Genomic DNA, 23,593 nt, shown 5'->3' on the forward strand with positions numbered 1-23,593 from the left:
GCGGGCGATAACGCCCAAGCGCGCACCGAATCTCGCATCGAAGTCGAGGGGAATCGCTCATTGAACTCACTTGGCCACGCTCTCACGGTCAACTCGGCGCTGCGGACGTTGTTTTGAACACCATCCCAAGACTTGCTGCCTGCTCGCCATCGTTGCCGCGCTTGGCCTGGCCGGTTGCGCAACCGAATCCTCGACCGCGCTGCCGGTCCAGAAGGTGGAAAGCGCCAGCCGCCCGTACAACGGCGTGCGCACGCCCATCGCGGTAGGCAAGTTCGACAACCGCTCGAACTACATGCGCGGCGTTTTCTCGGACGGCATCGATCGCCTGAGCGGCCAGGCCAAGACCAGCCTGGTCACCCACCTGCAGCAGACCAACCGCTTCAACGTGCTGGAGCGTGAGAACCTGGACGAGATCAGGCGCGAGGCGGCGATCAAGAACCAGGCCCAGCGCCTGAAGGGGGCGGATTTTGTCGTGACCGGCGACATCACCGAGTTTGGCCGCAAGGAAGTCGGCGACGTGCAGCTCTTCGGCATTCTTGGCCGGGGCAAGTCGCAGGTGGCTTATGCCAAGGTTAACCTGAACATTGTCAACATCTCGACCTCGGAAGTCGTTTATTCAACCCAGGGAGCGGGTGAATATACGCTGTCGAACCGCGAAGTGATCGGTTTTGGCGGCACCGCCAGCTATGACTCCACGCTGAACGGCAAGGTCATGGACCTGGCCATGCGCGAGGCCATCAACAACCTCGTGGCCGCCATCGAGAACGGGGCGTGGAACCCGGGCCGGAAGTAACCCTTTACTTTTCCAAAATGAAAACAATGATGATGCAAACGGTCACGCTGCGCAGGGCAGCGTTATTGTCAGCCACCGGCAGTATCCTGCTTGCCGGCTGTGCGGCCCCACAGCCCATGTATCAGTGGGAGGGGTACCAGGCCCAGGTCTACGAATACTTCAAGGGCGAGTCCCGGGAGGCGCAGGTCACGGCGCTGGAAGCGGGACTGCAGAAGATCAAGGCCAAGGGTGGCGCCGTGCCGCCGGGCTACCATGCCCAGCTTGGCATGCTGTACCTCAACCTTGGCAAGCCGGACCAGATGGTCAGCGAATTCCAGACCGAGAAGACCCTCTTCCCCGAGGCCACGCCGTACATGGATTTCCTGCTGCGTAACGTCAAGAGCGACAGCCGCACTGGGATCAAGGCGGACGCCGGCAAGGCCGCGCGCACGGCAGGGAGCAGCAAATGATGCGCCGCCTTCTGACCTATATCGCCGGCCTCAGCGTCGTACTGCTGTTCGCCGGTTGCGCGGTGCAGAACAAGCAGGTGGACTACTCCGCGTTCAAGGCCAGCCGTCCCCGCTCGATCGTGGTGCTGCCGCCGCTGAACGAGTCGCCGGACGTCAAGGCCACCTATGCCATGCTGTCGCAGGCGACGGTCCCGCTGGCGGAATCGGGCTACTACGTGTTGCCGGTCGCACTGGTTGAAGAAACGTTCCGGCAGAACGGCCTGACCGTGCCGGCCGACATCCATGCCGTGCCGGTGGGCAAGCTGCGCGAAATCTTCGGGGCCGATTCCGCGTTGTACGTCACCGTCACCGAATATGGCTCGAAATACCAGGTCATCAGCAGCGTGACCCGCGTGGCCGCCAATGCCAAGCTGGTCGATCTCAAGACGGGCGATGTGCTGTGGAGCGGTACGGCCGTGTCGGCCACCGACAGTTCCAGCAGTGGCGGGGGGCTGATTGGCATGCTGATCAATGCGGCGGTGACGCAGGTCATGAACCACACCTTCGATGCAAGCTACAGCGTGGCGGGCACCGCCAGCTACCGGCTGCTGTCGGCCGGCCAGCCTGCCGGCATTCTCTACGGGCCGCGCTCGCCCAAGTACCAGTCTGACTGACCCCTGGAAAATCGGACCGGTGCCATGTGCCGGTCCGACCGCGAGATCTGTCCCGATCGCGTGTCCTGATCTCGCCAACACTCTCCACTCGCCGGTCCAGGGGTTCACTCGCCAGCCGGAGCAACACCGTAGATGTGGCTTCGGCCCAACGGTGTTTTTTGCAAAGGGCAGGGTGCTCCCGGGCGAAGCCTTTGCATGGACAGGAATTCGCAGGATCCCGGAAACGGCTGGATGCTCCCGCGCCCGCATGTTGGTGTGCTTCCACTCAAAGCACCTCGAAGCGAAGGCCGGAGCCGGCCTAGAATCTCGCCATGTCCCGCATTGTGGTCTTTCTCCTCGTGCTGATCTTGCCCTTGCAGGTGCTTTCTGCAACGTGGCGCCATCTCACGCACGCCCCGGATCGCATGGTCGAGCACATGGTGGAGCATGCTCGGCATGTCCCGCATTACCATGACGACGACGGGACCATACACAAGCATGGCGGCGGCGAATCGCTCGCGCATCAACTGGATTTCGACTACGGCACAAGCCTGAGCGCGGCGCTGCCCTCCGTACCGGAGCTGCCCGCTTCCACGCATGGCCATTCGGAGCCCTTATTCCTTGCTTCCGCGCTTCCCGACCCCTACCTCCACCTCCCTCATCCACCGCCACGTCCGGTCCAGTGACGGCGGGACGGCATTCGATTGCGCTGCAAGGTGCGGCGCAACTGACGCCGACGCACCCGCTGTGAGTCGCCATGCGCGATACTGCTGATCTGCCTTCCCTCGCAAAACCTGTGCGAAAGGCTCGCCTTCCGGCGCGGGCTGGTGATATGGCCTTGCATCGTACACCCTGCGGTCGCGCCGGCTACCGAATTGTTGTGGATGTTCTCCGGGAGAACCTTGCAATGCGTATGCAGATCGCACGGAACGTCCTCTGGCTGGTGCTGGAGCGCGGCCTGCAGGTTGTGTTCGGAATTGCCAGTATCGGCATGATTGCGCGCGCCATCGGGCCGGAAGGCTTTGCCGAGTTCCAGTACGCGCAGTCGCTGGTGCTGATCGCTTCTTCGCTTGCGCTGATCTGCGGGGCCGAAGTGGTGGTCCCGCGGCTGGTTGCCGACCGGGCTCCCGCGGCCCAGCACAGGCTGCTTTTCCATGTGTTTGCCCTGCGCGAAGCGGCGGCCATCGCGGGCTACCTGATCGTGATGGCGGTCGTGGCGCTGACAGAAGATGACGAGGTCATCGTAGTGACCGCCATCATCATTGGCATACCCATCCTGTTCAACGAGTCCTTCGGGACCGTCCGGGCGTGGCTGCAGGCGCGCACCGACAGCCGGCCCGCCGTGGTGTTCGGCATGATCGGCCTGGTCTTCCGGGTGGCGGCAATCGGGGCGCTCTACCTGGCGGGATCCCGCGCGGCGCCGGCTTTCGCGTGGGTGTTCGTCGGCGAGGCCCTGATCTGCGCGTCGCTGCTGGCCCGCTACTACCGCAAGCGCAGCCCGCGCGTGGCGCTGAGCATCGATGTCAGCCTGGCCAGGCGGCTGCTGCGCGACGGGGCGGTGTTCTGGGTCAGCCTGATGCTGATGCTGCTGGCGAAGCGTATCGATCAACTATTGCTCAAGCCGCACATCAGCCTGTTCGAGCTGGGCGGTTATGCCGCCTCCATGCAGGTGCTGGACAACTTCATGCTGCTCGGCACGATCGTGGCAAGCTCCGTTGCGCCGATGATGATCTATGCCCAGCCGACCTTCGCGCAGGTGCGCCGCAATGTGCTGTACGTCGCCGCCGGCATGCTGGCGACAGGCATCGTCGGAGGCGCGGTGCTTGCGTTCTGCGCACCCTGGATCATTGCGCTGATCTATGGTGACCACTATGAGGCCGCCGCCGACCTGCTGAGGCTGTCGTCGATGGCATCCGGGCTGGTGTTCCTGGATGCCGCGCTGACGCTGCTGGTGGTCTATCTGCGCAAGCCGCGCTGGCTGGTGGAGAAATGGTTCCTGGTGCTGTCCACCATGATCCTGGTCGACCTGATCGCGATTCCGATGTTCGGGGCACGTGGCGCCGTTTATGGCTATGTCGCGGGCAATGCCGTGGCGGTGCTGGTGGGCGTCGGCTTTCTGGTCAGGTCGCGCGAACCGATGGCGGCTGCGCATCAGGCTGCGTGACAGCCGGCTGAACGTCAATCCGGAGTGCCAGGCACGTGCCGTCGCGCAGCGGTTTTCCCGTTGCACCCTCTGGAAGGGCGCCGCTACGGCTCCTGTTGATTGTCGAAGAATGCGCTGCGCAGATGCACCTCGCCGTCATGACGATGGATATGCAATTCGGCCTCATGCCGGCTGGCCACGTTCCAGCCAGCCGCGATTGCCGATTCCATGGTCAGGAACCTCTGCGGCTTGATATCGAGGCCGCTGAATTCCAATGTCCAGCCATGTTCCGCGGGCAGAACACGAATGATGCGCGATTGCATGATGACCTTTCTTGAGATACCGCTACGTATGGCGGCCGCCGTCATTCTGCGGTCGAAATGCAATCCCCTTCACTTATGGGCGGCCTTGGCATAGGCTAGGTCCGTACCAAGGTACGGAGTCAAGCGATGGAGCAAACATTGACGATCGGGAAGCTGGCCAAGGCGGCTGGTGTTGGCGTGGAGACGGTACGCTATTACCATCGCTGCGGGCTGCTGCCGTTGCCGGAGCGCGCCCATGGCGCAATCCGCCAGTATTCGCAACAGAGCCTGCAGCGGATGCATTTCATCCGCCAGGCGCAGTCGCTCGGGTTCACGCTGGATGAAATCCGGGTACTGCTGCAGCAGAACCATGGCCAGTGCGGCACGGCCCGGGCACTGGCCGAGCGCAAGCTCAGTCTGGTCGAGCAAAGGCTGAGGGACTTGCGGGGGATGCGCGCGGAACTGAAGAACCTGATCGGACAATGCAACGCCAATGGCACCGAGGATGGTTGCCCCTTGATGAACACATTGTCTGCGGACCGCAAGCCAGATAACGGGCGCGGCGCGGCATTGCGGGGCCGGTGACGGACGTCTGCTGCCCGAGCGTCAGGCCCGCCACGCCGCGGAGGAAGAGGGCGAGCAGCTCTGCAGGCTACGGCGCGCCACGCTCATCGTTGCCGCCATCCAATGCGAATTCCGACAACGCCACTTCGCGGAAATGCCGCACCACCGGGCTGTCGTGCGCCGGCAGCCAGGTGAGCGCCAGGCCGATACCGGCACTGTCCGGATAGCCCGCCAGGTCGCGGATCACCATGCGGTCGTTGGCGAAGCGCTGCATGATCGACGGCACCAGCGCCACCCCCAGCCCGCTTTCCACCAGCGCCAGCACGGTCTGCACCTGCGTGGCCTCTTGCGTGACGCGCGGCTGGAAGCCGGCCATCTGGCACGCCGCCAGCGCAGCGCTGCGCAGGCCGGAGGCCTCGCCCTGCTCGTACATGACAAAGCGCTCCTGCGCGAGGTCGGCCAGCGCCAGCGCGGGCTTGCCCGCCAGCGGGTGACTGCGCGGCAGGGCGGCGACAAAGCGGTCGCGCTCCAGCAGCGCCAGCGCGGTATTGCCCGGCGTCAGCAGCGGCGTGCGCACCAGGCCCACGTCCAGCGCCTCGTCTTCCAGCCATTGCATGATGCGGGTCGAGGTCGCTTCGCGCAGAACCAGTTCGACACCGGGGTATTCATTGCGGAAGCGCGTCACCAGCCGTGGCAGCAGGTGCGAGGTCGTGGTGCCGACAAAACCCACCCGCAAGGTGCCTGCCATGCCGCTGCTGGCCGATTGCACCAGCTCGCTGAACTGGCCGGCATGGAACAGGATGCGCCGGGCCTCGGCCAGTGCGGCGCGGCCGGTCTCGGTCAGCGTGACGCCGCGCGGCTCGCGCACGAACAGGGTGGCGTCGAGCTCCGACTCGAGCTTCTGGATCGAGACCGTCAGCGCGGGCTGGGCGATATGCAGGCGCTCTGCCGCGCGGCGGAAATTGAGGGTCTCGGCCAGCACGACGAAGTGCCGGATGCGGCGCAGTTCCATGGGGTCAGCGGGGATGCGGGAGCCACATCTTAGTGCGCGGCGCGGCCCCCGGGCAACCGCGCGCGCCGGGTGGGCCGACAAGGTGGCCGATAAACGCTGCTTATCAATCGCGCGGGAAACGATATTGGACGCTGCTTCAGTGGCGTCGCTACACTCGATCGCAAGCTGCGGTGCAGCACCAAAGATCCAGGATTCCCAGGAACCTCATGCACAGCATTGCATCGCTCGACGACCTGCGCGCGCTTTGCGCCGCGCCCGCCGCCGTGAGCGAGTATTTCCCGATCGGGCAGGACGCGATCGATACCTTTGCCGAGCTGACCCATGACCGGCAGTGGATCTACGTGGAGCCCGAGCGCGCCGCGGCGGATTCGCCATACGGCTGCACGGTCGCGCACGCCTTCCTGATCCTGTCGATGGTGTCGGCGGCGTTCGCGCAGTGCTTTGCCTTCCCGGGCCGCAAGCTGGCGCTGAACTATGGCTTCGACCGGCTGCGCTTCACCGGCCCGGTGCCGGCCGGGGCGCGCGTGCGCGGCGCGTTCACGCTGCAGCAGCTCGACGATGTCCGCCCCGGCGAAGTGCGCTGCCACTGGAAGGTGGAGATGCAGGTCGAAGGCAGCGAGCGGCCGGCCATGGTGGCGATCTGGCTGGTGCAGATGCGCTTCTGAATTTACCCAATATCAATCCCAAGCAAGACGAGACTCCCATGAGCATCAAAGGCAAGGCATACATCGTCGGGGCCTACGAGCACCCGACCCGCAAGGCGCCGGACAAGTCGGTCGCGCAACTGCACGCGGAATCGGCGCGCGGCGCGCTGGCCGATGCAGGACTGTCGCTGTCGGACGTGGATGGCTATTTCTGCGCCGGCGACGCGCCGGGGCTGGGCGCCAACAACATGATCGACTACCTGGGCCTGAAGGTGCGCCATGTTGACTCCACCGATACCGGCGGCTCCGCCTACCTGGTGCATGTCTCGCACGCCGCGCAGGCCATTGCCGCCGGCAAGTGCAACGTGGCGCTGATCACGCTGGCGGGCCGGCCGCGCTCGGAAGGCTCGACCGGCACGCAGGCACGCAACTGGGGCGCCAACCTGCCGGACGCGCCGTTCGAGGCGCCGTTCAATCCCGTCACCGTCAACCTGTACGCGATGGTGGCGATGCGCCATATGTACGAGTACGGCACCACCCCCGAGCAACTGGCATGGGTCAAGGTGGCCGCGTCGCACCACGCGCAGCACAACCCGAATGCGATGCTGCGCAACGTGGTCACGGTGGAAGAGGTGCTGAACTCGCCGTTGATCGCCGACCCGCTGCGCAAGCTCGACTGCTGCGTGGTGTCCGACGGCGGCGGCGCGCTGATCGTGGCGCGGCCCGAGATCGCCGCCACGCTCAAGCGTCCGAAGGTGAAGATCATGGGTGCCGGCGAGTACGTCAAGGGCCAGCTGGGGGGCGAGGTCGACCTGAGCTGGTCGGGCGCGAAGTTCTCCGGCGCGGCCGCGTTCGCGGAAGCGGGCGTGACCCCGGCCGACATCAAGTACGCCTCGATCTACGACAGCTTCACCATCACCGTGCTGATGCAGCTGGAAGACCTGGGCTTCTGCAAGAAGGGCGAAGGCGGCAAGTTCGTGGCCGACGGCAACCTGATCTCGGGCGTCGGCAAGCTGCCGTTCAATACCGATGGCGGCGGCCTGTGCAACAACCACCCGGCCAACCGCGGCGGCATCACCAAGGTGATCGAGGCCGTGCGCCAGCTGCGCGGCGAGGCGCATCCGGCGGTGCAGGTGAAGAACTGCGACCTGGCGCTGGCGCAAGGCACCGGCGGCTACCTGGGCTCGCGCCACGGCAGCGCCACCCTGATCCTCGAGCGCGAATAATGAACGATCGCCGGAGCAACTGACATGACGACCCCACACACTCCCATGGCCTACAAGGCCCCGGACGAACAGCCCGACAACATCGAATTCTGGCAGGCCGCGCGCGAAGGCCGGCTGCTGGTCAAGCACTGCCAGTCATGCGGCAAGACGCACTGGTATCCGCGCACGCTGTGCCCGTTCTGCATGGGCGATACGGTCTGGAAGACCGCCAGCGGCTGCGGCACCATCTACTCATACAGCGTCACGCGCAAGGCTGGCCCGCAGCCGTTCTGCATTGCCTATGTGAAGCTGGACGAGGGCGTGACCATGATGACCCATATCGTCGATTGCGATCTCGATGAGGTGCGCATCGGGCAGAAGGTGAAGGTCAAGTTCGCGCCCAGCGTGGACGGGGCGCCGGTGCCGGTGTTTGCGCCGGCTTGAAGGTGATGACAGGCGACGCACGCAACGTGCGCCACTGGTTTGCTCCCCTCTCCCGCTTGCGGGAGAGGGGCCGGGGGTGAGGGCAGGCGCTGGCAGTACCGAAGCGCTTTACGTCGTGGGTGCTCCGGCCCTCACCCCCACCCCTCTCCCACTTCGCGGGAGAGGGGAGCGTTCACAACGGGCGGTAGTTTTGGTTTGAAATCCCGCTGTCATCACAGCTGCATCACAACTGCACTAACAGCCAGTCGCTCAGGCCTTCCCCAACACCATTCCACCGGCCACCGCCACCTTCTGCGCTTCCAGCGCCTGCGCCACCACCCCGGCCACCATATCCGCCGTCACCGCGGACAGCGTCCAGCCCAGGTGCCCGTGCCCCGTGTTGTAGAAGATGCAGCGCGCCCGCCCGCGGCCAACGCGCGGCAGCATGTCGGGCAGCATCGGCCGCAGCCCCGCCCACGGCACCACGCTGCGCGTGCTGACGCCGGGGAAGCACTGCTGCACCCATTCCACCAGCGGCCGGATGCGGTCGTCGCGGATGTCGCGGTTGAAGCCGTTGAATTCCGCGGTGCCGGCCACGCGGAAGCGGTCGTCGCCCAGGCGGCTGGTGACCAGTTTGGTTTCGTCGTCGAGCAGGCTGACGGTCGGCGCCGCGGCGCGGCTGGCGGCGTCGTTCAGGTTGACCGTGATGGAATAGCCCTTGACCGGATAGATGTTGACACGGTCGCCCAGCCCGGCGGCCAGCGCGCGGCTGGCGGTGCCCGCGCAGATCACCGCGCCGTCGAAGGTCGATGTGGTGCTGTGCGCGCCTTCCTGCACGGTCACGCTCGCGCTGCGGCCATCCGTGGTGACATTGCGCACGTCCTCGCCGTAGCGGCAGCGCACGCCCATGCGCTCGATGGCGGCGGCCAGGCCGCTGGTGAACTTGTGGATGTCGCCGGTCGAATCGCTTTCGGTGAAATAGCCGCCGTAGTACGTGCCGGCCAGCGTCGGCTCGATCGCGCGCATTTCCGCCGGCGTGACCGCGCGGCGCTCCAGCCCGCCCTGCGCCAGCAGTGCCGAGACGCGGCCCGCATGCTCGAAGCCCGCCTTGTCGCGGTAGATATGCAGGATGCCTTCGCGCTTGTGGTCGAAGTCGATGCCTTCCTGCGCGGCCCAGGCGAACAGGTGCTCGCGTGCCGCGATGGCCAGGCGCGCGGTCTCGATAGTGTTGCGGCGGTAATGCGGGATCGAGGCGATGAACTCGGCAAACCAGGAGAGCTTGTGCCAGCTCGGCCGCGGGTTGACCAGCAGCGGCGCATCGCTGCGCAGCATCCACTTCAGGCCTTTGACGATGGTGGACCAGTGAGTCCAGACCTCGGCGTTGGAGGCGGACAGCTGCCCGCCGTTGGCGAACGAGGTTTCCATCGCGGCGTAGCGGTGCCGCTCGAACAGGGTGACGGAGAATCCGCGCCGGGCGAGCGCGTAGGCCGTGGTGACACCGGTGATGCCACCGCCGATGACGGCGATTGTCTTCATGATCTGGCAGTCCAGAAACGTCGGGGGTTGGAGCCCGCACGCGACATGCGTGGCGGACGCCCCCTCTGTTCCTGACCTGAGAGATTCACGACAGTCGCCGGTGGTACGGTTGGCGAGGGCCGCTTGCTCCTTCGGTATGCCGGCTGACGATGGCGGCATTCTTCAGAGTGCTGTGACGCGTGATACCGGTCCTTTTGCCTGAGAGTTTCCGGGGCGGTTGCTCCTTCGGCGCTGTCCGCGGCGGCTGCCGCCGGATCAGTCTCTCCCAGCATCACGTTGGCGTTTAAGCCAATCCGGGCAAATCTAGAGATAAAGCCCCCACGTGGATATGCGGGTAAACGTGGATGGAGCTTGGCGCACTCGCATGGCTTGACCGGCTTGCCTCCGTACCGGCGCGGCGCTATGTCGCACTGCGTCAAACCGTCTCGCCACCTAGAATGTCAGCACTCGCTACGCGGAGGAGTGCGCCGTAAACGAGCCGGATACGGCGCACCGGTCGGGCGAGCCAAAAGAACAGAAAAGGTTTTTCCAGTGAAAAGAAATCGGATCGCGCTGGCCGCTTCGGCCGCGCTGATGGGCCCCGGCATCGCCGGCGCGCAGACGGAGGAGCCCGTCAGCGCGCTGCAGCCCCTGCAGGAAGTCGTGGTCTCGGCCAGCACCGAGCGCGGCGAAACGCCCGCCACGCCGCCCAATACGCCATCGCCCGCCTACGGCATCAGCGCCGCGCGCATGGCGGACTTCAACGTGGTCAACACCGAGGACGCGCTCAAGTACGCGCCCAACCTCGCCGTACGCAAGCGCTTTATCGGCGATACGAATTCGATCATCTCGGTGCGCAGCACCAGCTCGCGCCAGTCGGCGCGCGGGCTGGTCTATGCCGACGGCCTGCTGCTGTCCAATCTGCTGGGCTCCGATTTCACCTTCCCGCCGCGCTGGTCGCTGGTCAATGCCGCCGAGATCGAGCGCGTCGACGTGCTGTATGGCCCGTATTCGGCGCTGTACCCCGGCAACTCGCTTGGGGCGACCGTGCTGATCAGCACGCGCACGCCGGAGAAGTTCGAAGGCGATGCCAGCGTGCAGCTGTTCACGCAGCGCTTCAGCCTGTATGGCACGCACGACAATTTCAACGGCGTGCACGCCAACGCCTACGTGGGCGACCGCGTCGGGCCGTTCTCGTGGCTGGTCAGCGTGGACCGGCAGGACAGCAAGAGCCAGCCGCTGAGCTTCTTTACCGCGGCGCGCTCGAGCATGCGCGCGACCTCCGCCGACAAGCCTGTCACCGGCGCCTTCTTCGACAAGGACCAGACCGGCGCCGACCGCACCGTAATGGGCGTCAACAGCGAGGGCGTCACGCACACCGTGCAGGACCAGCTCAAGGTCAAGCTTGGCTACGACATCACCAACACACTGCAGGCGCAGTTCACCGCGGCCTACTGGCAACAAGACCGCGACAGCACTACCGGCAGCTACCTGCGCGATGACAACGGCAACGTGGTGGCGAGCGGTCCCGTCAATATCGGTGGCTTCCGCTACGTGATCCCGGCCAACGCGTTTGCGCCCAGCAACGGCGAAGACGCGCGCTGGCTCTACGGCCTGTCGCTGCGCACGCGCAACGAGACCGGGTGGAATTTCTCCGGCGTGGCATCGCTGTTCGATGTCAGCAAGGACATCAGCCGCACCGCCAGCACCGCGGGCAACGGCCCGGGCACGGTGACCTATGGCGACGGCACCGGCTGGCGCACGCTCGACCTGAAAGCCGATTACCGCCCGCAGCAGCTCAAGGGCGGCCACTGGGTCACCTTCGGCTACCACTACGACAACTACCGGCTCAGCAACACCACCTACAACACCTCGGACTGGCAGGCCGCCACCATCTCCGCGTTCAACAACGCCTTTGCCGGCAAGACCGAGACGCAGGCGCTGTACGCGCAGGACGCGTGGTACTTCGCCGAGGACTGGAAGCTGATCCCGGGCGTGCGCTGGGAACACTGGCGCGCCTATGACGGCAGCCGCAGCCAGCCGGGCGTGGATGTCGCCTACCCGGTGCGCAGCGAGTCCAACTGGTCGCCCAAGCTGGCGCTGGAAAAGGCCATCGGGCAGGACTGGCTGGGCCGGCTGTCGCTCGGCCAGGCCTACCGCTACCCGACCGTCGCCGAGCTGTTCCAGGGCCGCATCACCGGCACCTCGCTGATCAACAACGATCCCAACCTGAAGCCGGAACGCTCGTTCTCGAAGGACCTGACCTTCGAGCGCACGGTCGACCGGTCGTACTTCCGCGTCTCGCTGTATGAAGACGACATCCGCGACGCGCTGGTCAGCCAGACCAACACCACGGTGTTCCCCACCGTCACCAGTTTCCAGAACGTGGACCGCGTGCGCACGCGCGGCATCGAGCTGGCCTACGACGGGCGCGATGTGCTGGTGAGCGGTTTCGACCTGTCGGCCAGCGGCGCGTACAACCATTCCAAGACGCTGGAGAACGCCAACAACCCGGCCTCGGTGGGCAAGTATTTCTATCGCATCCCGCAGTGGCGCGCGAACCTGGTTGGCACCTACCGCTTCACGCCGGCATGGGCGGGCACGCTGGCGATGACCTATTCGGGGCGGCAGTACAATACGCTCGACAACAGCGACGTCAATCCCGACACCTTCGGCGGCACCAGCAGTTTCCTGACCTTTGACGTCAAGGTGACCTACAAGCCCGCCAGGAACGTGCGCCTCGGGCTTGGCATCGACAACCTGACCGACCAGCGTTACTTCGTCTACCACCCGTATCCGGGCCGGACGTTCTACGCCGAGGCCAAGCTTTCCTTCTGAGTGCAGTGACCAGCCCGACCCTGACCATGCAGCGCGCGCGCCGCAGCTTCCGATTCCTTGCCGCCGGCGTGATCGCCTGCACGGCGTTCGCCGCGATGGCGCAGTCCCATGGCAGCCATGGCGGCCACGGTGCGCAAGGCGCGGTGCCGAAGGCGATGAGCGAACTCGGCACCGGCGCCGCCTTCGATCGCGATGGACGCCTGTGGATCGCCTACAAGGATGGCCAGCACGTGGCGGTACGCGCGTCGACCGACCAGGGCCGCAGCTTCGGGCCGGTGCAGCACGTCAACCGTGTGCCCGAGCCCGTCGCGGCCGATCACGACAGCCGGCCCAAGGTAGCGGCGGGGCGCGACGGCGAGATCTACATCACCTGGACCCAGCCGCTGGCCAAGCCCTATACCGGCTTTATCCGCTTCGCGCGCTCCACCGACGGCGGCAAGACCTTTGCCGCGCCGGTGACGGTGCATGCCAACCGCGACCAGATCGCGCACCGCTTCGACGCGATCGCGGTGGACCCGGCCGGCCGCGTCTTCGTCAGCTGGATCGACAAGCGCGACGTGGTCGCCGCCGAGGCGCGCAAGCAGCCCTATGCCGGGGCTGCGATCTACTACGCGGTGTCAGCCGACCATGGCAAGAGCTTCCAGGGCGACTACAAGATCGCCGACCAGTCATGTGAATGCTGCCGCATCGCGCTCGCGCCGACGCCGGACGGCAAGATGCTGGCGCTGTGGCGCCACGTGTTCCCGCCCAACGCGCGCGACCACGCGGTGGCACTGCTCGGCGCCGACGGCACGCCCGCGCCGATGCAGCGCGCGACCTTCGACGACTGGCGCATCGACGCCTGCCCGCACCACGGCCCGGGCGCCGCGGTGACGCCCGATGGCACGCTGCACATGGTCTGGTTCAACGTGAAGGCAGGCAAGCCCACGGTATCGGTGGGCCGCTTCAGGGACGGCAAGCTGCAGGCGCAGCGTCCGCTGGACGACCCGCGCGCGCAGCATGCCGATATCGTCGCGCTCGACGACAATCGCATCGTGGTGGCGTGGAAATCGTTCGACGGCCAGCAGACGCGCCTGTCGGCGATGCTGTCGCAGGACGGCGGCAAGACCTGGCAGACGCGCCAGGTGGCCGGAACCGCGCGCGATTCGGACCAGCCGCACCTGCTGCAGCACGGCGGCCGCGCCTACGTGCTGTGGCGCACCGAGGCCGAAGGCTTCCAGGTCTTCCCGCTGGCGCAGGAGGGTGCATGACATTGCGTCGCAAACTCGTCGCCGCGCTGGCGGGCGCAGCCATCGCCCTCGGCGCCGGCACGGCGCATGCGGCCGAACGCGTATCGGTCTTCGAATCCGCCAGTGCCGCGCAGCTCGGCGCCAGCCAGCAGGGCAAGCCCTTCGTGCTGGTGGTGTGGTCGCTCGACTGCGTCTACTGCAAGCGCAATTTCGAAGCCATCGGCAAGCTGCAGGCCAGGCATCGCAACCTGCGCGTGGTCACGCTGGCGATGGACCGGGCCGATGCGCTGCCGCAGGTGCAGCAGCTGCTCAAGCGCGTCAACCTCACGCGCAACGCGTGGATGTTCGGCAACGAGCCGCAGGAGCGGCTGCGCTACGCGATCGATCCCGAATGGATGGGCGAGATGCCGCGCACGTATTTCTATCGTGCGGACGGCCAGCGGCAGGGCGTGTCCGGCGTGATCAGCGACGCCGACTGGGACAAGCACCTGCGCTGGGCCGGCATCGGCGGCTAGGGCAGCCGCCGATCCGTTCCAGAACGCCTTACGACAGATCCGCCGGCAGCTTCCCGCCGTTGGCGGCCAGTTCCTGCATCAGGCGCTTGTGCAGCCAGATGTTCATCGCGGCGGAGTCGTTCGTGTCGCCGCTGTAGTGCAGTTCGCGCGCCAGTTCCTTGCGGTGCTCCAGGCTGCTGTCGATGCCCAGCGCCTTCATCGTATCGACGATGGACGTGCGCCAGTTCAGCGTCTGCCCGCTCTCCCTGACCAGGTTGTCCATGATCGATTCGACGTCGACGCCCGACAGCGGCGCGGGCTTGGCCGCGGCCTGGCCAGCGCTGGCCGCGGGTGCGGTGCCGCCCGTGGCCGCGGGTGACGCGCCAGACGGTAGCGGGGCCGCGCCCGCGGAGGTCGGCGTACCTCCTGCAGGCGTCGCACTCGTCGTGGCAGCCGGCTTGGATCGTCCCAGCAGCTTGTTGAGAATGTCCTTGAAGATGCTCATGGTGGCCTCCTGTCGGTTTGGATAGCAGACGTGGGAGAACAGCGCCATGCAGGAAACGCACCATCCATACAGCCCTAGATTTCGGCCCGCCAGGCCGCGCCGGGTTGTAATTGCTGCATGCAGCGACAGTCATGCCGGCACGTTCGCCGGCTCGCCGAACTCGCTGAACTTGGCCGCCATGAACTCAACGAACAGCCGGATCCGTGACGACAGCTGGTGCCGCTGGTGATAGACCGCGTAGATGTCGGCCTCCGGCGTGGCGTACTGTGGCAGCACCTGCACCAGCCTGCCACTGCGCAGAAAGCGTTCGATATCCCATTCGGCCCGCATCAGGATGCCGTGGCCCTCCAGCGCCCAGTTGACCGCGATCTCGCCGTCGTTGGTGGTCAGGTTGCCGCGCACGCGCACGGTCTCGGTACGCGCCTTGGCGCCCTTGCCGGCGGTCAGGCGCCACACGCCGTAGGCGTCGCTGCCTTGCCGGATGCCGATGCAGTTGTGCCGGCGCAGGTCAGCCGGTGTGTTGGGGGTGCCGTGGTCGCGCAGGTACCTGGGCGACGCGCATAGCAAGCGCCGGTTGGGTGCCAGCTTGCGCGCCACGATGCGTGCATCGGGCGGCTGGCCGAAGCGGATGCAGACGTCGAACGCGTCTTCGTTCAGCGGCGGCGGGTCGGCCGACAGCTGCAGTTGCACATCGACTTCCGGATAGGCCGCGACGTAATCGGAAATCACCGGCGCCACATGCATGCGGCCGAACCCCAGCGTGGCATTGACGCGCAGCAGGCCGCTTGGCCTGCCCTTGGAACGCGTCAGCAGCTGGTCGAGGTCTTCGATCTCGCTCAGGATGCGCCGCGCGTGCTCCAGGTAGACCTCGCCCTCGGGCGTCAGGCTCATGCGCCGGGTTGTGCGCGTCACCAGCGGCATGCCGATGCGCGCCTCCATCTGCGCCAGCCGCTTGCTGACCGCTGCGGTTGTGATGCCAAGGTCGCGCGCGGCCGCGCTCAGGCTGCCGGCCGTGGCCACCGACGTGAAAAAGCCCAGTTCCGACGGCTGGACGCCTGCGGACGATGCCATGGCACCTTTAATTTCAAGTTAAGAATGGTTTAACTCTACAAGCGATCCAAAACCTTGTCCACGGCCCAGAATCCGTTCGACGCAATCGCGCAAACACACGGATTCTGACCAGGAGACAAGAGATGAAGACCTACCGCATCGCGACCATCCCCGGCGACGGCATCGGCAAGGAAGTGGTACCCGCAGGCCGCCAGGTGATGGAAGCGCTGGCCGCCGCCGGCGCCGATTTCCGCTTCGAGTTCGAAGACTTCGACTGGGGCGGCGACTACTACCGCCAGCACGGCGTGATGATGCCCGCCGACGGCCTGGACGCGCTGCGCGACAAGGATGCGATCCTGTTCGGCTCGGCCGGCGACCCGCATATCCCCGACCACATCACGCTGTGGGGGCTGCGCCTGAAGATCTGCCAGGGCTTCGACCAGTACGCCAACGTGCGCCCGACCCGCATCCTGCCGGGCATCGACGCGCCGCTCAAGCGCTGCGCGCCGGAAGACCTGAACTGGGTGATCGTGCGCGAGAACTCGGAAGGCGAGTATTCGGGCGTGGGCGGCCGCGTGCACCAGGGCCATCCGATCGAGGCCGCCACCGACGTCAGCATGATGACCCGCGTCGGCGTCGAACGCATCCTGCGCTTCGCCTTCAAGCTGGCGCAATCGCGTCCACGCAAGCAGCTGACGGTGATCACCAAGTCCAACGCGCAACGCCATGCCATGGTGATGTGGGACGAGGTCGCGGTGCAGGTGGCGAAGGATTTCCCGGACGTTACCTGGGACAAGGAACTGGTCGATGCCGCCACCGCGCGCATGGTCAACCGCCCGAAGTCGCTCGACACTATCGTCGCCACCAACCTGCACGCCGACATCCTGAGCGACCTGGCCGCGGCACTGGCCGGCAGCCTCGGTATCGCCCCGACCGGCAACATCGATCCGGAACGCCGCTATCCGTCGATGTTCGAGCCGATCCATGGTTCGGCCTTCGACATCATGGGCAAGGGCCTGGCCAATCCGGTCGGCACGTTCTGGTCGGTGGTCATGCTGCTGGAGCACCTGGGCGAGCACGCCGCGGCGCAGCGCGTGATGCAGGCGGTCGAGGCGGTTACCGCCAACCCGGAACTGCATACCGGCGACCTGGGTGGCAAGGCTACCACCGCGCAGGTGACGCAAGCCGTGTGCGAACTGCTGTCGGGGCAGCAGGCTAAGGCGGCCTGAGCCAGCACGCGGGGTTCATGCACTAGCGCGTCAACCGCTGGCTGCCAGCGGTGGTGAACGCTCCTCCTCTCCCGCTAGCGGGAGAGGAGGCAAACCATCTCCGCACCTTGTCAGCATTTCGCGGTATCCCCCGCACCGCCTTCCGCCACAAGCAGCCGCCCAGAGCTGCGCCGGGAGCGCATTGCCTGATGAAACACCGAATCCGCAGGAGACAGCCATGATCCAAAAATGGATTTGCCCGCCGCGTTTGCTCGCCGACTGCGCGCCGTGACCATGCCAACGATCGATCCCGACGTGCTGCTGCGGCGCATGTTCGACGCGGCTATCGGCGCCGCGCAGCCGGCCCGCACGCTGGCACGCCACCTGCCCGCACCGCCGCGAGGCCGCACCATCGTCATCGGTGCCGGCAAGGCCTCGGCGGCCATGGCCGCAGCGCTGGAAGCGGCGTGGCCAGGCCCGCTGCAAGGGCTGGTGGTGACGCGCTACGGCTACGCGGTGCCTTGCTCGCGTATCGAGATCGCCGAAGCCGCGCACCCGGTGCCGGACGATGCCGGGCTGGCCGCCTCGCGCCGCATGCTGGAACTGGTGTCCGGCCTCAGCGAGGACGACCTCGTGATCTGCCTGATCTCCGGCGGCGGCTCGTCGCTGCTGCCGCTGCCGCTGGCCGGCATCACGCTGGACGACAAGCAGCAGGTGAACCGCGCGCTGCTCAAGTCGGGGGCGACCATCTCCGAGATGAACTGCGTGCGCCGGCACCTGTCCGCGATCAAGGGCGGCAGGCTGGCCGCCGCGTGCCACCCCGCGCAGGTGCTGAACCTGCTGATTTCCGACGTGCCGGGTGATGACGCCATCGACGTCGCCTCCGGTCCGACCGTGCCCGACACGACTACGTGTGCCGATGCGCTGGCGATCATCAGGCGATACGCCATCGATCTGCCAGGCCATGTGCTGGCCGCACTGCGGTCCGACGCGGCCGAGACGCTCAACCCCGGCGACCCGCGCCTGCCGCGCATCCGCACCGAGTGGATCGCCACGCCGCGGCTGGCACTGCAGGCCGCCGCGCAGGTGGGCCGCGACGCCGGCTACGCAGTGCATGTGCTCGGCGACGCCATCGAGGGCGAAGCCCGCGATGTCGGCAAGGTGCTGGGCGGCATCGCGCTGGCCGGCGCCCGACATGGCGAGCCCTTTGCCGCGCCGTGCGTGCTGCTGTCCGGGGGCGAGACCACAGTCACCGTGCGCGGCAGCGGCCGGGGCGGCCGCAATGTCGAGTTCCTGCTGTCGCTGGCGCTGGCCTTGCGCGGCGAGGCCGGCATCCATGCCATCGCCGGCGACACCGACGGCGTCGACGGGCAGGAAGAGATCGCCGGCGCGGTGATCGGCCCCGACACGCTGGAACGCGCATGGCGCGCCGGCCTGCACCCGCAGGATGCGCTGGCCGCCAACGACGGCCATGGATTCTTCGAGGCGCTTGGGGATGCGGTCGTGACCGGCCCCACGCTGACCAACGTCAATGACTTTCGCGCGATCTTGCTGACGCGCGCTTCCGGAGCCAACACATGAGACGCCTTCGCAACGCAAAGATCGTGGCCACGCTTGGGCCCGCCAGTTCGGACCCGGCCACCATCGGCCAGCTGTTCGATGCGGGAGCCGATGTGTTCCGGCTCAACTTCAGCCATGGCTCGCATGAAGACCACAAGCAGCGCCTGCACGCCATCCGCGCGATCGAGCAGCAGCGCGGCCGCCCGATCGGCGTGCTGCTCGACCTGCAGGGTCCCAAGCTGCGCATCGGCACCTTCGCCGATGGCCCGGTGCAGGTGGCGGCGCAGGCAGCATTCCGGCTCGATCTGGATGCGGCCGTGCCGGGCACGGCGCAGCGCGTGAGCCTGCCGCATCCGGAAATCTTCGCGGCGCTGCAGCCGGGCGCCGAATTGCTGATCGATGACGGCCGGGTGCGACTGCGCGTGGAGCGCTGCGGCGCCGACTATGCCGAGACCATCGTCGTCAACGGCGGCACGCTGTCCGACCGCAAGGGCGTCAATGTCCCCGGCGTGGTGCTGCCGCTGTCGGCCATGACCGGGAAGGACCGCGCCGACCTGGATTTCGGGCTGTCGCTGGGCGTGGACTGGGTGGCGCTGTCGTTCGTGCAGCGCGCCGACGATATCGAGGAGATCCGCCAGATCGTCGATGGCCGCGCCGGCATCGTCGCCAAGCTGGAAAAGCCCGCCGCGATCCAGAGCCTGGAGGCGATCGTCGAAGCCTCCGACGCGGTCATGGTGGCGCGCGGCGACCTCGGCGTGGAAATGCCCGCCGAGCAGGTGCCGTCGCTGCAGAAGCGCATCGTGCGGGCCTGCCGCAAGGCCGGCAAGCCGGTAATCGTGGCCACGCAGATGCTGGAGTCGATGGTGACCGCTCCCGTGCCGACGCGCGCCGAGGCCTCCGACGTTGCCACCGCCATCTATGACGGCGCCGATGCGGTGATGCTGTCGGCGGAATCGGCGTCGGGCCGCTATCCGCTCGAAGCAGTGCGGATGATGGACAGCATCATCACCCGCACCGAATCCGACCCGCACTACCACGAAGCCATCCAGGCCTCGCATTCGGCGCCGCGCGCCGACGCTGCCGACGCGATCGGCTACGCGGTGCGGCACGTGGCCAGCCTGCTGGGCGCGCCCGCGGCCGTGGCCTATACCAGCTCCGGCTATTCCGCGCTGCGCATGGCGCGCGAACGGCCCGAGGTGCCGATCCTCGGCATGACACCGCGGCTTGCCACCGCGCGCCGCCTTGCGCTGGCGTGGGGCGTGCATGCGGTGCTCTGCCATGAAGTGGTCGACGTGGTGGAGATGACCGAAGTGGCCAGCCGCACCGTGCTCAAGGAGCAGTTCGGCGAGGCCGGCCAGTCGATCGTGATTTCGGCGGGGCTGCCGTTCACCGTCACGGGCACCACCAACCTGCTGCGTATCGCGCAGGTCTAGTCAGGGGAACGCACATGACTGTCATCAAGGAAATCCTCGGCTACGAGATCCTCGACTCGCGCGGCAATCCCACCGTGGCCGCGCGCGTGCTGCTGGCCGATGGCGCGGAAGGGTTCGCGGCAGCGCCGTCCGGCGCCTCGACCGGCTCGCGTGAGGCGCTGGAGTTGCGCGACGGTGATCCGCGCCGCTATCTCGGCAAGGGCGTGCGCAGGGCCGTGCAGCATATCAACGTCGATATCGCCCGCACGCTCGCCGGCATGCAGGCAGCGGACCAGGCCGAGGTGGATGCGTGCCTGATCCGGCTGGACGGCACCGTCGACAAGTCGCGCCTGGGCGCCAATGCGTTGCTCGCCGTTTCGCTGGCTACCGCGCGGGCGGCTGCGGCATCGGCAGGCGTGCCTTTGTACCGCTTGCTTGGGGCGGGGCGCGCCGAGACGCGCCTGCCCTTGCCGATGATGAACATCATCAACGGCGGCGCGCATGCCGACAACAGCGTCGACATGCAGGAGTTCATGATCCTGCCCGTGGGCGCGCCCAGCTTTTCCGAAGCGCTGCGCTGGGGCGCCGAGGTGTTCCATACGCTCAAGCGTGTGCTGCGCGAGCGCGGCTTCTCCACCGCGGTCGGCGACGAGGGCGGTTTTGCCCCGGACCTGGCCTCGAACGAGCATGCACTGGAAGTGATCCTGCAAGCGGTGGAGGCCGCCGGCTTCCAGGCCGGCCGCGAAATCGCGCTGGGCCTGGACGTGGCCAGCTCGGAGTTTCATGCCGACGGCCGCTACGTGCTGGCCTCGGAAGGGCGCAGCTGCGACGCGGAAGGCTTTGTCGACCTGCTGGCCAGCTGGGTGCGGCAGTACCCCATCGTCACCATCGAAGACGGCATGGCCGAGCAGGACTGGCAAGGCTGGCGGCTGCTGACGGAAAAACTGGGTGCGCAGGTGCAGCTGGTGGGCGACGACCTGTTCGTCACCAACGCCGCGATCCTGTCCGAAGGCATCGCGCAGGGCGTGGCCAACGCGATCCTGATCAAGCCCAACCAGATCGGCACGCTGACCGAGACGCTGCAGGCCATCGACGTGGCCGAGCGTGCCGGCTATGCGTCGGTGATCTCGCACCGCTCCGGCGAGACCGAGGACACCACCATCGCCGACCTGAGCGTATGCACCGCGGCTACGCAGATCAAGACCGGCTCGCTGAGCCGTTCCGACCGCATGGCCAAGTACAACCGGCTGTTGTGCATTGAAGCGGAACTGGGCTGCGCCGCGGCCTTCGCCGGCAGGGGCGCGCTGCGCCAGCTGCGCTAGTGGCCGGGCCAGCAACCGACCCAGCAACCGACAGACAAGCCAGCAAGGCTTGCTGAAAAACCATCAGACAGGAGACAAGACATGCGTGCAACTGACATTCTGCGCCGAGTATCGGCATTGACCCTGGCCGCTGCCGGCCTCGCCCTCTGCGGTGGCGCCATGGCGCAAGCCTGGCCGGCCAAGCCCATCACCCTGGTCGTGCCGTTCCCTTCGGGCGGCACCACCGACGTGCTCGCGCGCGCGCTGGGCGACCAGCTTTCCAAGAGCCTCGGCCAGCCGGTGATCGTCGAGAACCGTCCCGGCGCGGGCGCCACGGTCGGCGCCGACTATGTCGCCAAGAGCAAGCCGGACGGCTACACGCTGCTGATGGGCGCGGTGCACCACACCATCGCCACCAGCGTGTACAAGAAGCTGCCCTACAGCTTCGAGAAAGACCTCGCGCCGGTGGCCCCGGTGGCGATGGTGCCCAATGTGCTGGTGATCAACGCCGCCAAGACGCCGGCGAAGAATGTCAGCGAACTGGTGGCGCTGGCCAGGCGCGCCTCGCCCGAGTTCGCCTACGGCTCCAACGGCAACGGCACCGCGCAGCACCTGATCGGCACGCAGTTCCAGGCCGCCACCGGCGCGCCGCTGCTGCACGTGCCTTACAAGGGCAGCGGTCCGCTGACCACGGACCTGCTGGGCGGGCAGGTGACGATGTCGTTCGACACGCTGACGCCGGTGCTGCAGCACATCAAGTCGGGCAAGTTGCGCGCGCTGGCGGTGACCACGGCAAAGCGTTCGACGGTGCTGCCGGACGTGCCCACGCTGGAAGAAGCCGGCCTGAAGGGCTTCGACATCGGCACGTGGTTCGGCGTGCTGGCGCCGGGCGCCACGCCGGAGCCGGTCGTGACACGCCTCAACGCCGAGATCGTCAGGATCGTGAAATCGCCGGATTTCCAGCAGCGAATGCAGGCCATCGGCGCCGAGCCGATGACCAGCACGCCGAAGGAATTCGCGCGCCGCATCCAGGACGAGACAGTGAAGTTCGCGAAGCTGGTGAAGGACGGGAAGGTGACGATCGAGTGATGGCGGGCGACAGGGTGACACCCTGTCAACAGGCGCGCGGTTTGCTCCCCTCTCCCGCTTGCGGGAGAGGGGTCGGGGGTGAGGGCGGGCCTTCGCCAAGCACGATACCGCATCACTCCGTCGACACTCCCCGCCCTCACCCCAACCCTCTCCCGCAAGCGGGAGAGGGAGCACGCAGTTGGTTGGTCAAGGCAAAACGGCTCAATCCGGCTTGATCTGCGCCCGCGCGATGATCGGCTTCCAGCGCTGCTGTTCCTGCGCGATAAACCGCGCAAACTCCGCCGGCGTATTGCCCACCACGATGGCCGCGTCCGCGCTCAGCCGCTCGACCGAGCTCTGGCTCCTGACCGCCTTGATGGTTGCCTCCGCCAGCTTGTCCGCGGCCGGCTGCGGCAGCGTCGCGGGCGCGAGCAGCCCGTACCATTGCGTCATCTCGAAGCCGGGATAGCCTTGCTCGGCCACGGTCGGCACATCCGGCAGCTGCGGGATGCGCTGCGTGGTGCCGGTGGCGATGCAGCGCACCTTGCCGGTCTTGATGAACTGCAGGATCGCCGGCGCGCCCACTGCGGCCGCTTCCAGCCGACCGGACAGCAGGTCGGTGATCTGCGGGCCGCTGCCGCGGTACGGCACGTGCGTGATGAAGGTGCCGGTCGCCGCCTTCAGGTATTCGAACGCCAGGTGCCCGGCGCTGCCATTGCCGGCCGAGCCGTAGTTGAGCTTGCCCGGCTTGCTCTTGGCCAGCGCCACGAACTCCTTCAGGTTCTTCGCCGGCACGTCGGGGTGCACCACGTACAGGCTCGGCACCTTGGACAGCAGCGAGATCGGACGGAAGTCCTTGACCGGGTCGTACGGGAGCTTGGGGAAGATGAACGGGTTCACCGCCAGCGTGCCGATATGGCCGAGGATCAGCGTATGGTTGTCCTCGGCGCGCGCGACTTCGCCCATGGCGATATTGCCGGCGGCGCCCGGCTTGTTTTCCACGAACACCGACACGCCCAGCAGCTTGGTCAGTTCCGCCGCGGTGGAGCGCGCGACGATCTCCGAGCTGCCGCCCGGCGCGAACGGCACCACCAGCCGGACCGGCTTGGACGGCCACGCCTGGGCGCGGGCGAGCGAGGGGAAGAGGGCGCTGGCGCCGAGTGCCGCGCTCGCTTGCAGCAACTGGCGGCGGGTGGGGTTGATGCGGGTCATGCGGGTCTCCGTGAGTATCCAGTCGTAGTGAGTG

23 protein-coding genes and 2 riboswitches are annotated in these 23,593 nt (G+C 66.9%); of the genes, 17 read left to right on the forward strand and 6 right to left on the reverse strand.

The window, feature by feature from the left end:
• The first annotated feature begins 139 nt into the window (after positions 1-139).
• From VSR71_RS31280 to VSR71_RS31300, 5 genes are all read left to right on the forward strand, one after another.
• The gene (locus VSR71_RS31280; RefSeq protein WP_342917489.1) at positions 140-793 is read left to right on the forward strand and encodes a CsgG/HfaB family protein; all 654 of its coding nucleotides are present in this window, start codon (positions 140-142) and stop codon (positions 791-793) included.
• 29 nt (positions 794-822) lie between these two features.
• Positions 823-1,242, forward strand: coding sequence for a DUF4810 domain-containing protein (locus VSR71_RS31285; protein WP_342917490.1), 420 nt, complete (start codon positions 823-825; stop codon positions 1,240-1,242).
• A complete protein-coding gene (locus VSR71_RS31290) occupies positions 1,239-1,895 on the forward strand; it encodes a DUF799 domain-containing protein (RefSeq protein WP_342917437.1) in 657 nt (218 codons plus the stop codon). The genes VSR71_RS31285 and VSR71_RS31290 overlap by 4 nt, the downstream gene beginning before the upstream one ends.
• Positions 1,896-2,206: 311 nt before the next feature.
• Complete coding sequence (locus VSR71_RS31295) at positions 2,207-2,560, forward strand: hypothetical protein (protein WP_342917438.1); 354 nt, start codon at positions 2,207-2,209, stop codon at positions 2,558-2,560.
• 221 nt (positions 2,561-2,781) lie between these two features.
• Entirely contained in the window at positions 2,782-4,038 is a 1,257-nt protein-coding gene (locus VSR71_RS31300; RefSeq protein WP_342917439.1) for an oligosaccharide flippase family protein, read from the forward strand.
• 83 nt (positions 4,039-4,121) lie between these two features.
• Here the strand turns inward: VSR71_RS31300 and VSR71_RS31305 are convergent, their stop codons facing one another.
• On the reverse strand, positions 4,122-4,340 hold the full coding sequence (locus tag VSR71_RS31305) for a DUF2188 domain-containing protein (RefSeq protein ID WP_342917440.1): 219 nt from the start codon (positions 4,338-4,340) through the stop codon (positions 4,122-4,124).
• Positions 4,341-4,466: 126 nt separating this feature from the next.
• Here VSR71_RS31305 and VSR71_RS31310 point away from each other — a divergent pair, with 126 nt between their 5' ends.
• A complete protein-coding gene (locus VSR71_RS31310; RefSeq protein ID WP_342917441.1) occupies positions 4,467-4,904 on the forward strand; it encodes a MerR family transcriptional regulator in 438 nt (145 codons plus the stop codon).
• Between the two features lie 67 nt (positions 4,905-4,971).
• On the opposite strand, the gene VSR71_RS31315 is transcribed toward VSR71_RS31310, so the two are convergent.
• Positions 4,972-5,895, reverse strand: coding sequence for a LysR family transcriptional regulator (locus VSR71_RS31315; RefSeq protein WP_342917442.1), 924 nt, complete (start codon positions 5,893-5,895; stop codon positions 4,972-4,974).
• A gap of 206 nt (positions 5,896-6,101) precedes the next feature.
• On the opposite strand from VSR71_RS31315, the gene VSR71_RS31320 reads away from it, so the two are divergent.
• The 3 genes from VSR71_RS31320 to VSR71_RS31330 are packed head-to-tail and all read left to right on the forward strand — an operon-like array spanning position 6,102 to position 8,188.
• Entirely contained in the window at positions 6,102-6,560 is a 459-nt protein-coding gene (locus VSR71_RS31320) for a MaoC family dehydratase (RefSeq protein ID WP_342917443.1), read from the forward strand.
• Between the two features lie 38 nt (positions 6,561-6,598).
• Complete coding sequence (locus VSR71_RS31325) at positions 6,599-7,765, forward strand: thiolase domain-containing protein (protein ID WP_342917444.1); 1,167 nt, start codon at positions 6,599-6,601, stop codon at positions 7,763-7,765.
• Positions 7,766-7,789: 24 nt separating this feature from the next.
• The gene (locus VSR71_RS31330) at positions 7,790-8,188 is read left to right on the forward strand and encodes a Zn-ribbon domain-containing OB-fold protein (protein WP_342917445.1); all 399 of its coding nucleotides are present in this window, start codon (positions 7,790-7,792) and stop codon (positions 8,186-8,188) included.
• A gap of 249 nt (positions 8,189-8,437) precedes the next feature.
• On the opposite strand, the gene VSR71_RS31335 is transcribed toward VSR71_RS31330, so the two are convergent.
• Entirely contained in the window at positions 8,438-9,703 is a 1,266-nt protein-coding gene (locus VSR71_RS31335; protein WP_342917446.1) for a D-amino acid dehydrogenase, read from the reverse strand.
• Positions 9,704-9,758: 55 nt separating this feature from the next.
• Positions 9,759-9,879: riboswitch (glycine riboswitch) on the reverse strand.
• Positions 9,880-9,981, reverse strand: a riboswitch (glycine riboswitch).
• A gap of 253 nt (positions 9,982-10,234) precedes the next feature.
• Here VSR71_RS31335 and VSR71_RS31340 point away from each other — a divergent pair.
• The 3 genes from VSR71_RS31340 to VSR71_RS31350 are packed head-to-tail and all read left to right on the forward strand — an operon-like array spanning position 10,235 to position 14,264.
• Complete coding sequence (locus tag VSR71_RS31340; protein ID WP_342917447.1) at positions 10,235-12,520, forward strand: TonB-dependent receptor; 2,286 nt, start codon at positions 10,235-10,237, stop codon at positions 12,518-12,520.
• 5 nt (positions 12,521-12,525) lie between these two features.
• Entirely contained in the window at positions 12,526-13,770 is a 1,245-nt protein-coding gene (locus VSR71_RS31345; RefSeq protein WP_428979479.1) for a sialidase family protein, read from the forward strand.
• Positions 13,767-14,264, forward strand: coding sequence for a hypothetical protein (locus VSR71_RS31350; protein ID WP_342917448.1), 498 nt, complete (start codon positions 13,767-13,769; stop codon positions 14,262-14,264). The genes VSR71_RS31345 and VSR71_RS31350 overlap by 4 nt, the downstream gene beginning before the upstream one ends.
• Positions 14,265-14,292: 28 nt before the next feature.
• On the opposite strand, the gene VSR71_RS31355 is transcribed toward VSR71_RS31350, so the two are convergent.
• Positions 14,293-14,748, reverse strand: coding sequence for a DUF3597 domain-containing protein (locus VSR71_RS31355; protein WP_342917449.1), 456 nt, complete (start codon positions 14,746-14,748; stop codon positions 14,293-14,295).
• Positions 14,749-14,877: 129 nt separating this feature from the next.
• Positions 14,878-15,819 carry a LysR family transcriptional regulator gene (locus tag VSR71_RS31360; protein ID WP_342917450.1) on the reverse strand — a complete coding sequence of 314 codons (942 nt, stop codon included), beginning with the start codon at positions 15,817-15,819 and terminating at the stop codon, positions 14,878-14,880.
• 122 nt (positions 15,820-15,941) lie between these two features.
• Here VSR71_RS31360 and VSR71_RS31365 point away from each other — a divergent pair, with 122 nt between their 5' ends.
• From VSR71_RS31365 to VSR71_RS31385, 5 genes are all read left to right on the forward strand, one after another.
• Positions 15,942-17,027, forward strand: coding sequence for a tartrate dehydrogenase (locus VSR71_RS31365; RefSeq protein WP_342917451.1), 1,086 nt, complete (start codon positions 15,942-15,944; stop codon positions 17,025-17,027).
• Between the two features lie 273 nt (positions 17,028-17,300).
• On the forward strand, positions 17,301-18,587 hold the full coding sequence (locus VSR71_RS31370; RefSeq protein ID WP_342917452.1) for a glycerate kinase: 1,287 nt from the start codon (positions 17,301-17,303) through the stop codon (positions 18,585-18,587).
• A complete protein-coding gene (gene pyk, locus VSR71_RS31375; protein ID WP_342917453.1) occupies positions 18,584-19,999 on the forward strand; it encodes a pyruvate kinase in 1,416 nt (471 codons plus the stop codon). Before VSR71_RS31370 ends, pyk begins: the two co-directional genes overlap by 4 nt.
• A 14-nt stretch (positions 20,000-20,013) precedes the next feature.
• Positions 20,014-21,300, forward strand: a complete 1,287-nt coding sequence (gene eno / locus VSR71_RS31380; RefSeq protein WP_342917454.1) for a phosphopyruvate hydratase — start codon at positions 20,014-20,016, stop codon at positions 21,298-21,300.
• An 81-nt stretch (positions 21,301-21,381) separates the two neighbouring features.
• On the forward strand, positions 21,382-22,368 hold the full coding sequence (locus tag VSR71_RS31385; protein ID WP_342917455.1) for a tripartite tricarboxylate transporter substrate binding protein: 987 nt from the start codon (positions 21,382-21,384) through the stop codon (positions 22,366-22,368).
• 201 nt (positions 22,369-22,569) lie between these two features.
• Here VSR71_RS31385 and VSR71_RS31390 read toward each other — a convergent pair whose 3' ends face one another.
• Positions 22,570-23,559 (reverse strand): tripartite tricarboxylate transporter substrate binding protein, encoded by a 990-nt coding sequence (locus VSR71_RS31390; protein ID WP_342917456.1) that lies wholly within the window; start codon positions 23,557-23,559, stop codon positions 22,570-22,572.
• Positions 23,560-23,593: the final 34 nt, after the last annotated feature.

The organism is Cupriavidus oxalaticus (assembly GCF_038900635.1).
Classification (GTDB): Bacteria; Pseudomonadota; Gammaproteobacteria; order Burkholderiales; family Burkholderiaceae; genus Cupriavidus; species Cupriavidus oxalaticus_B.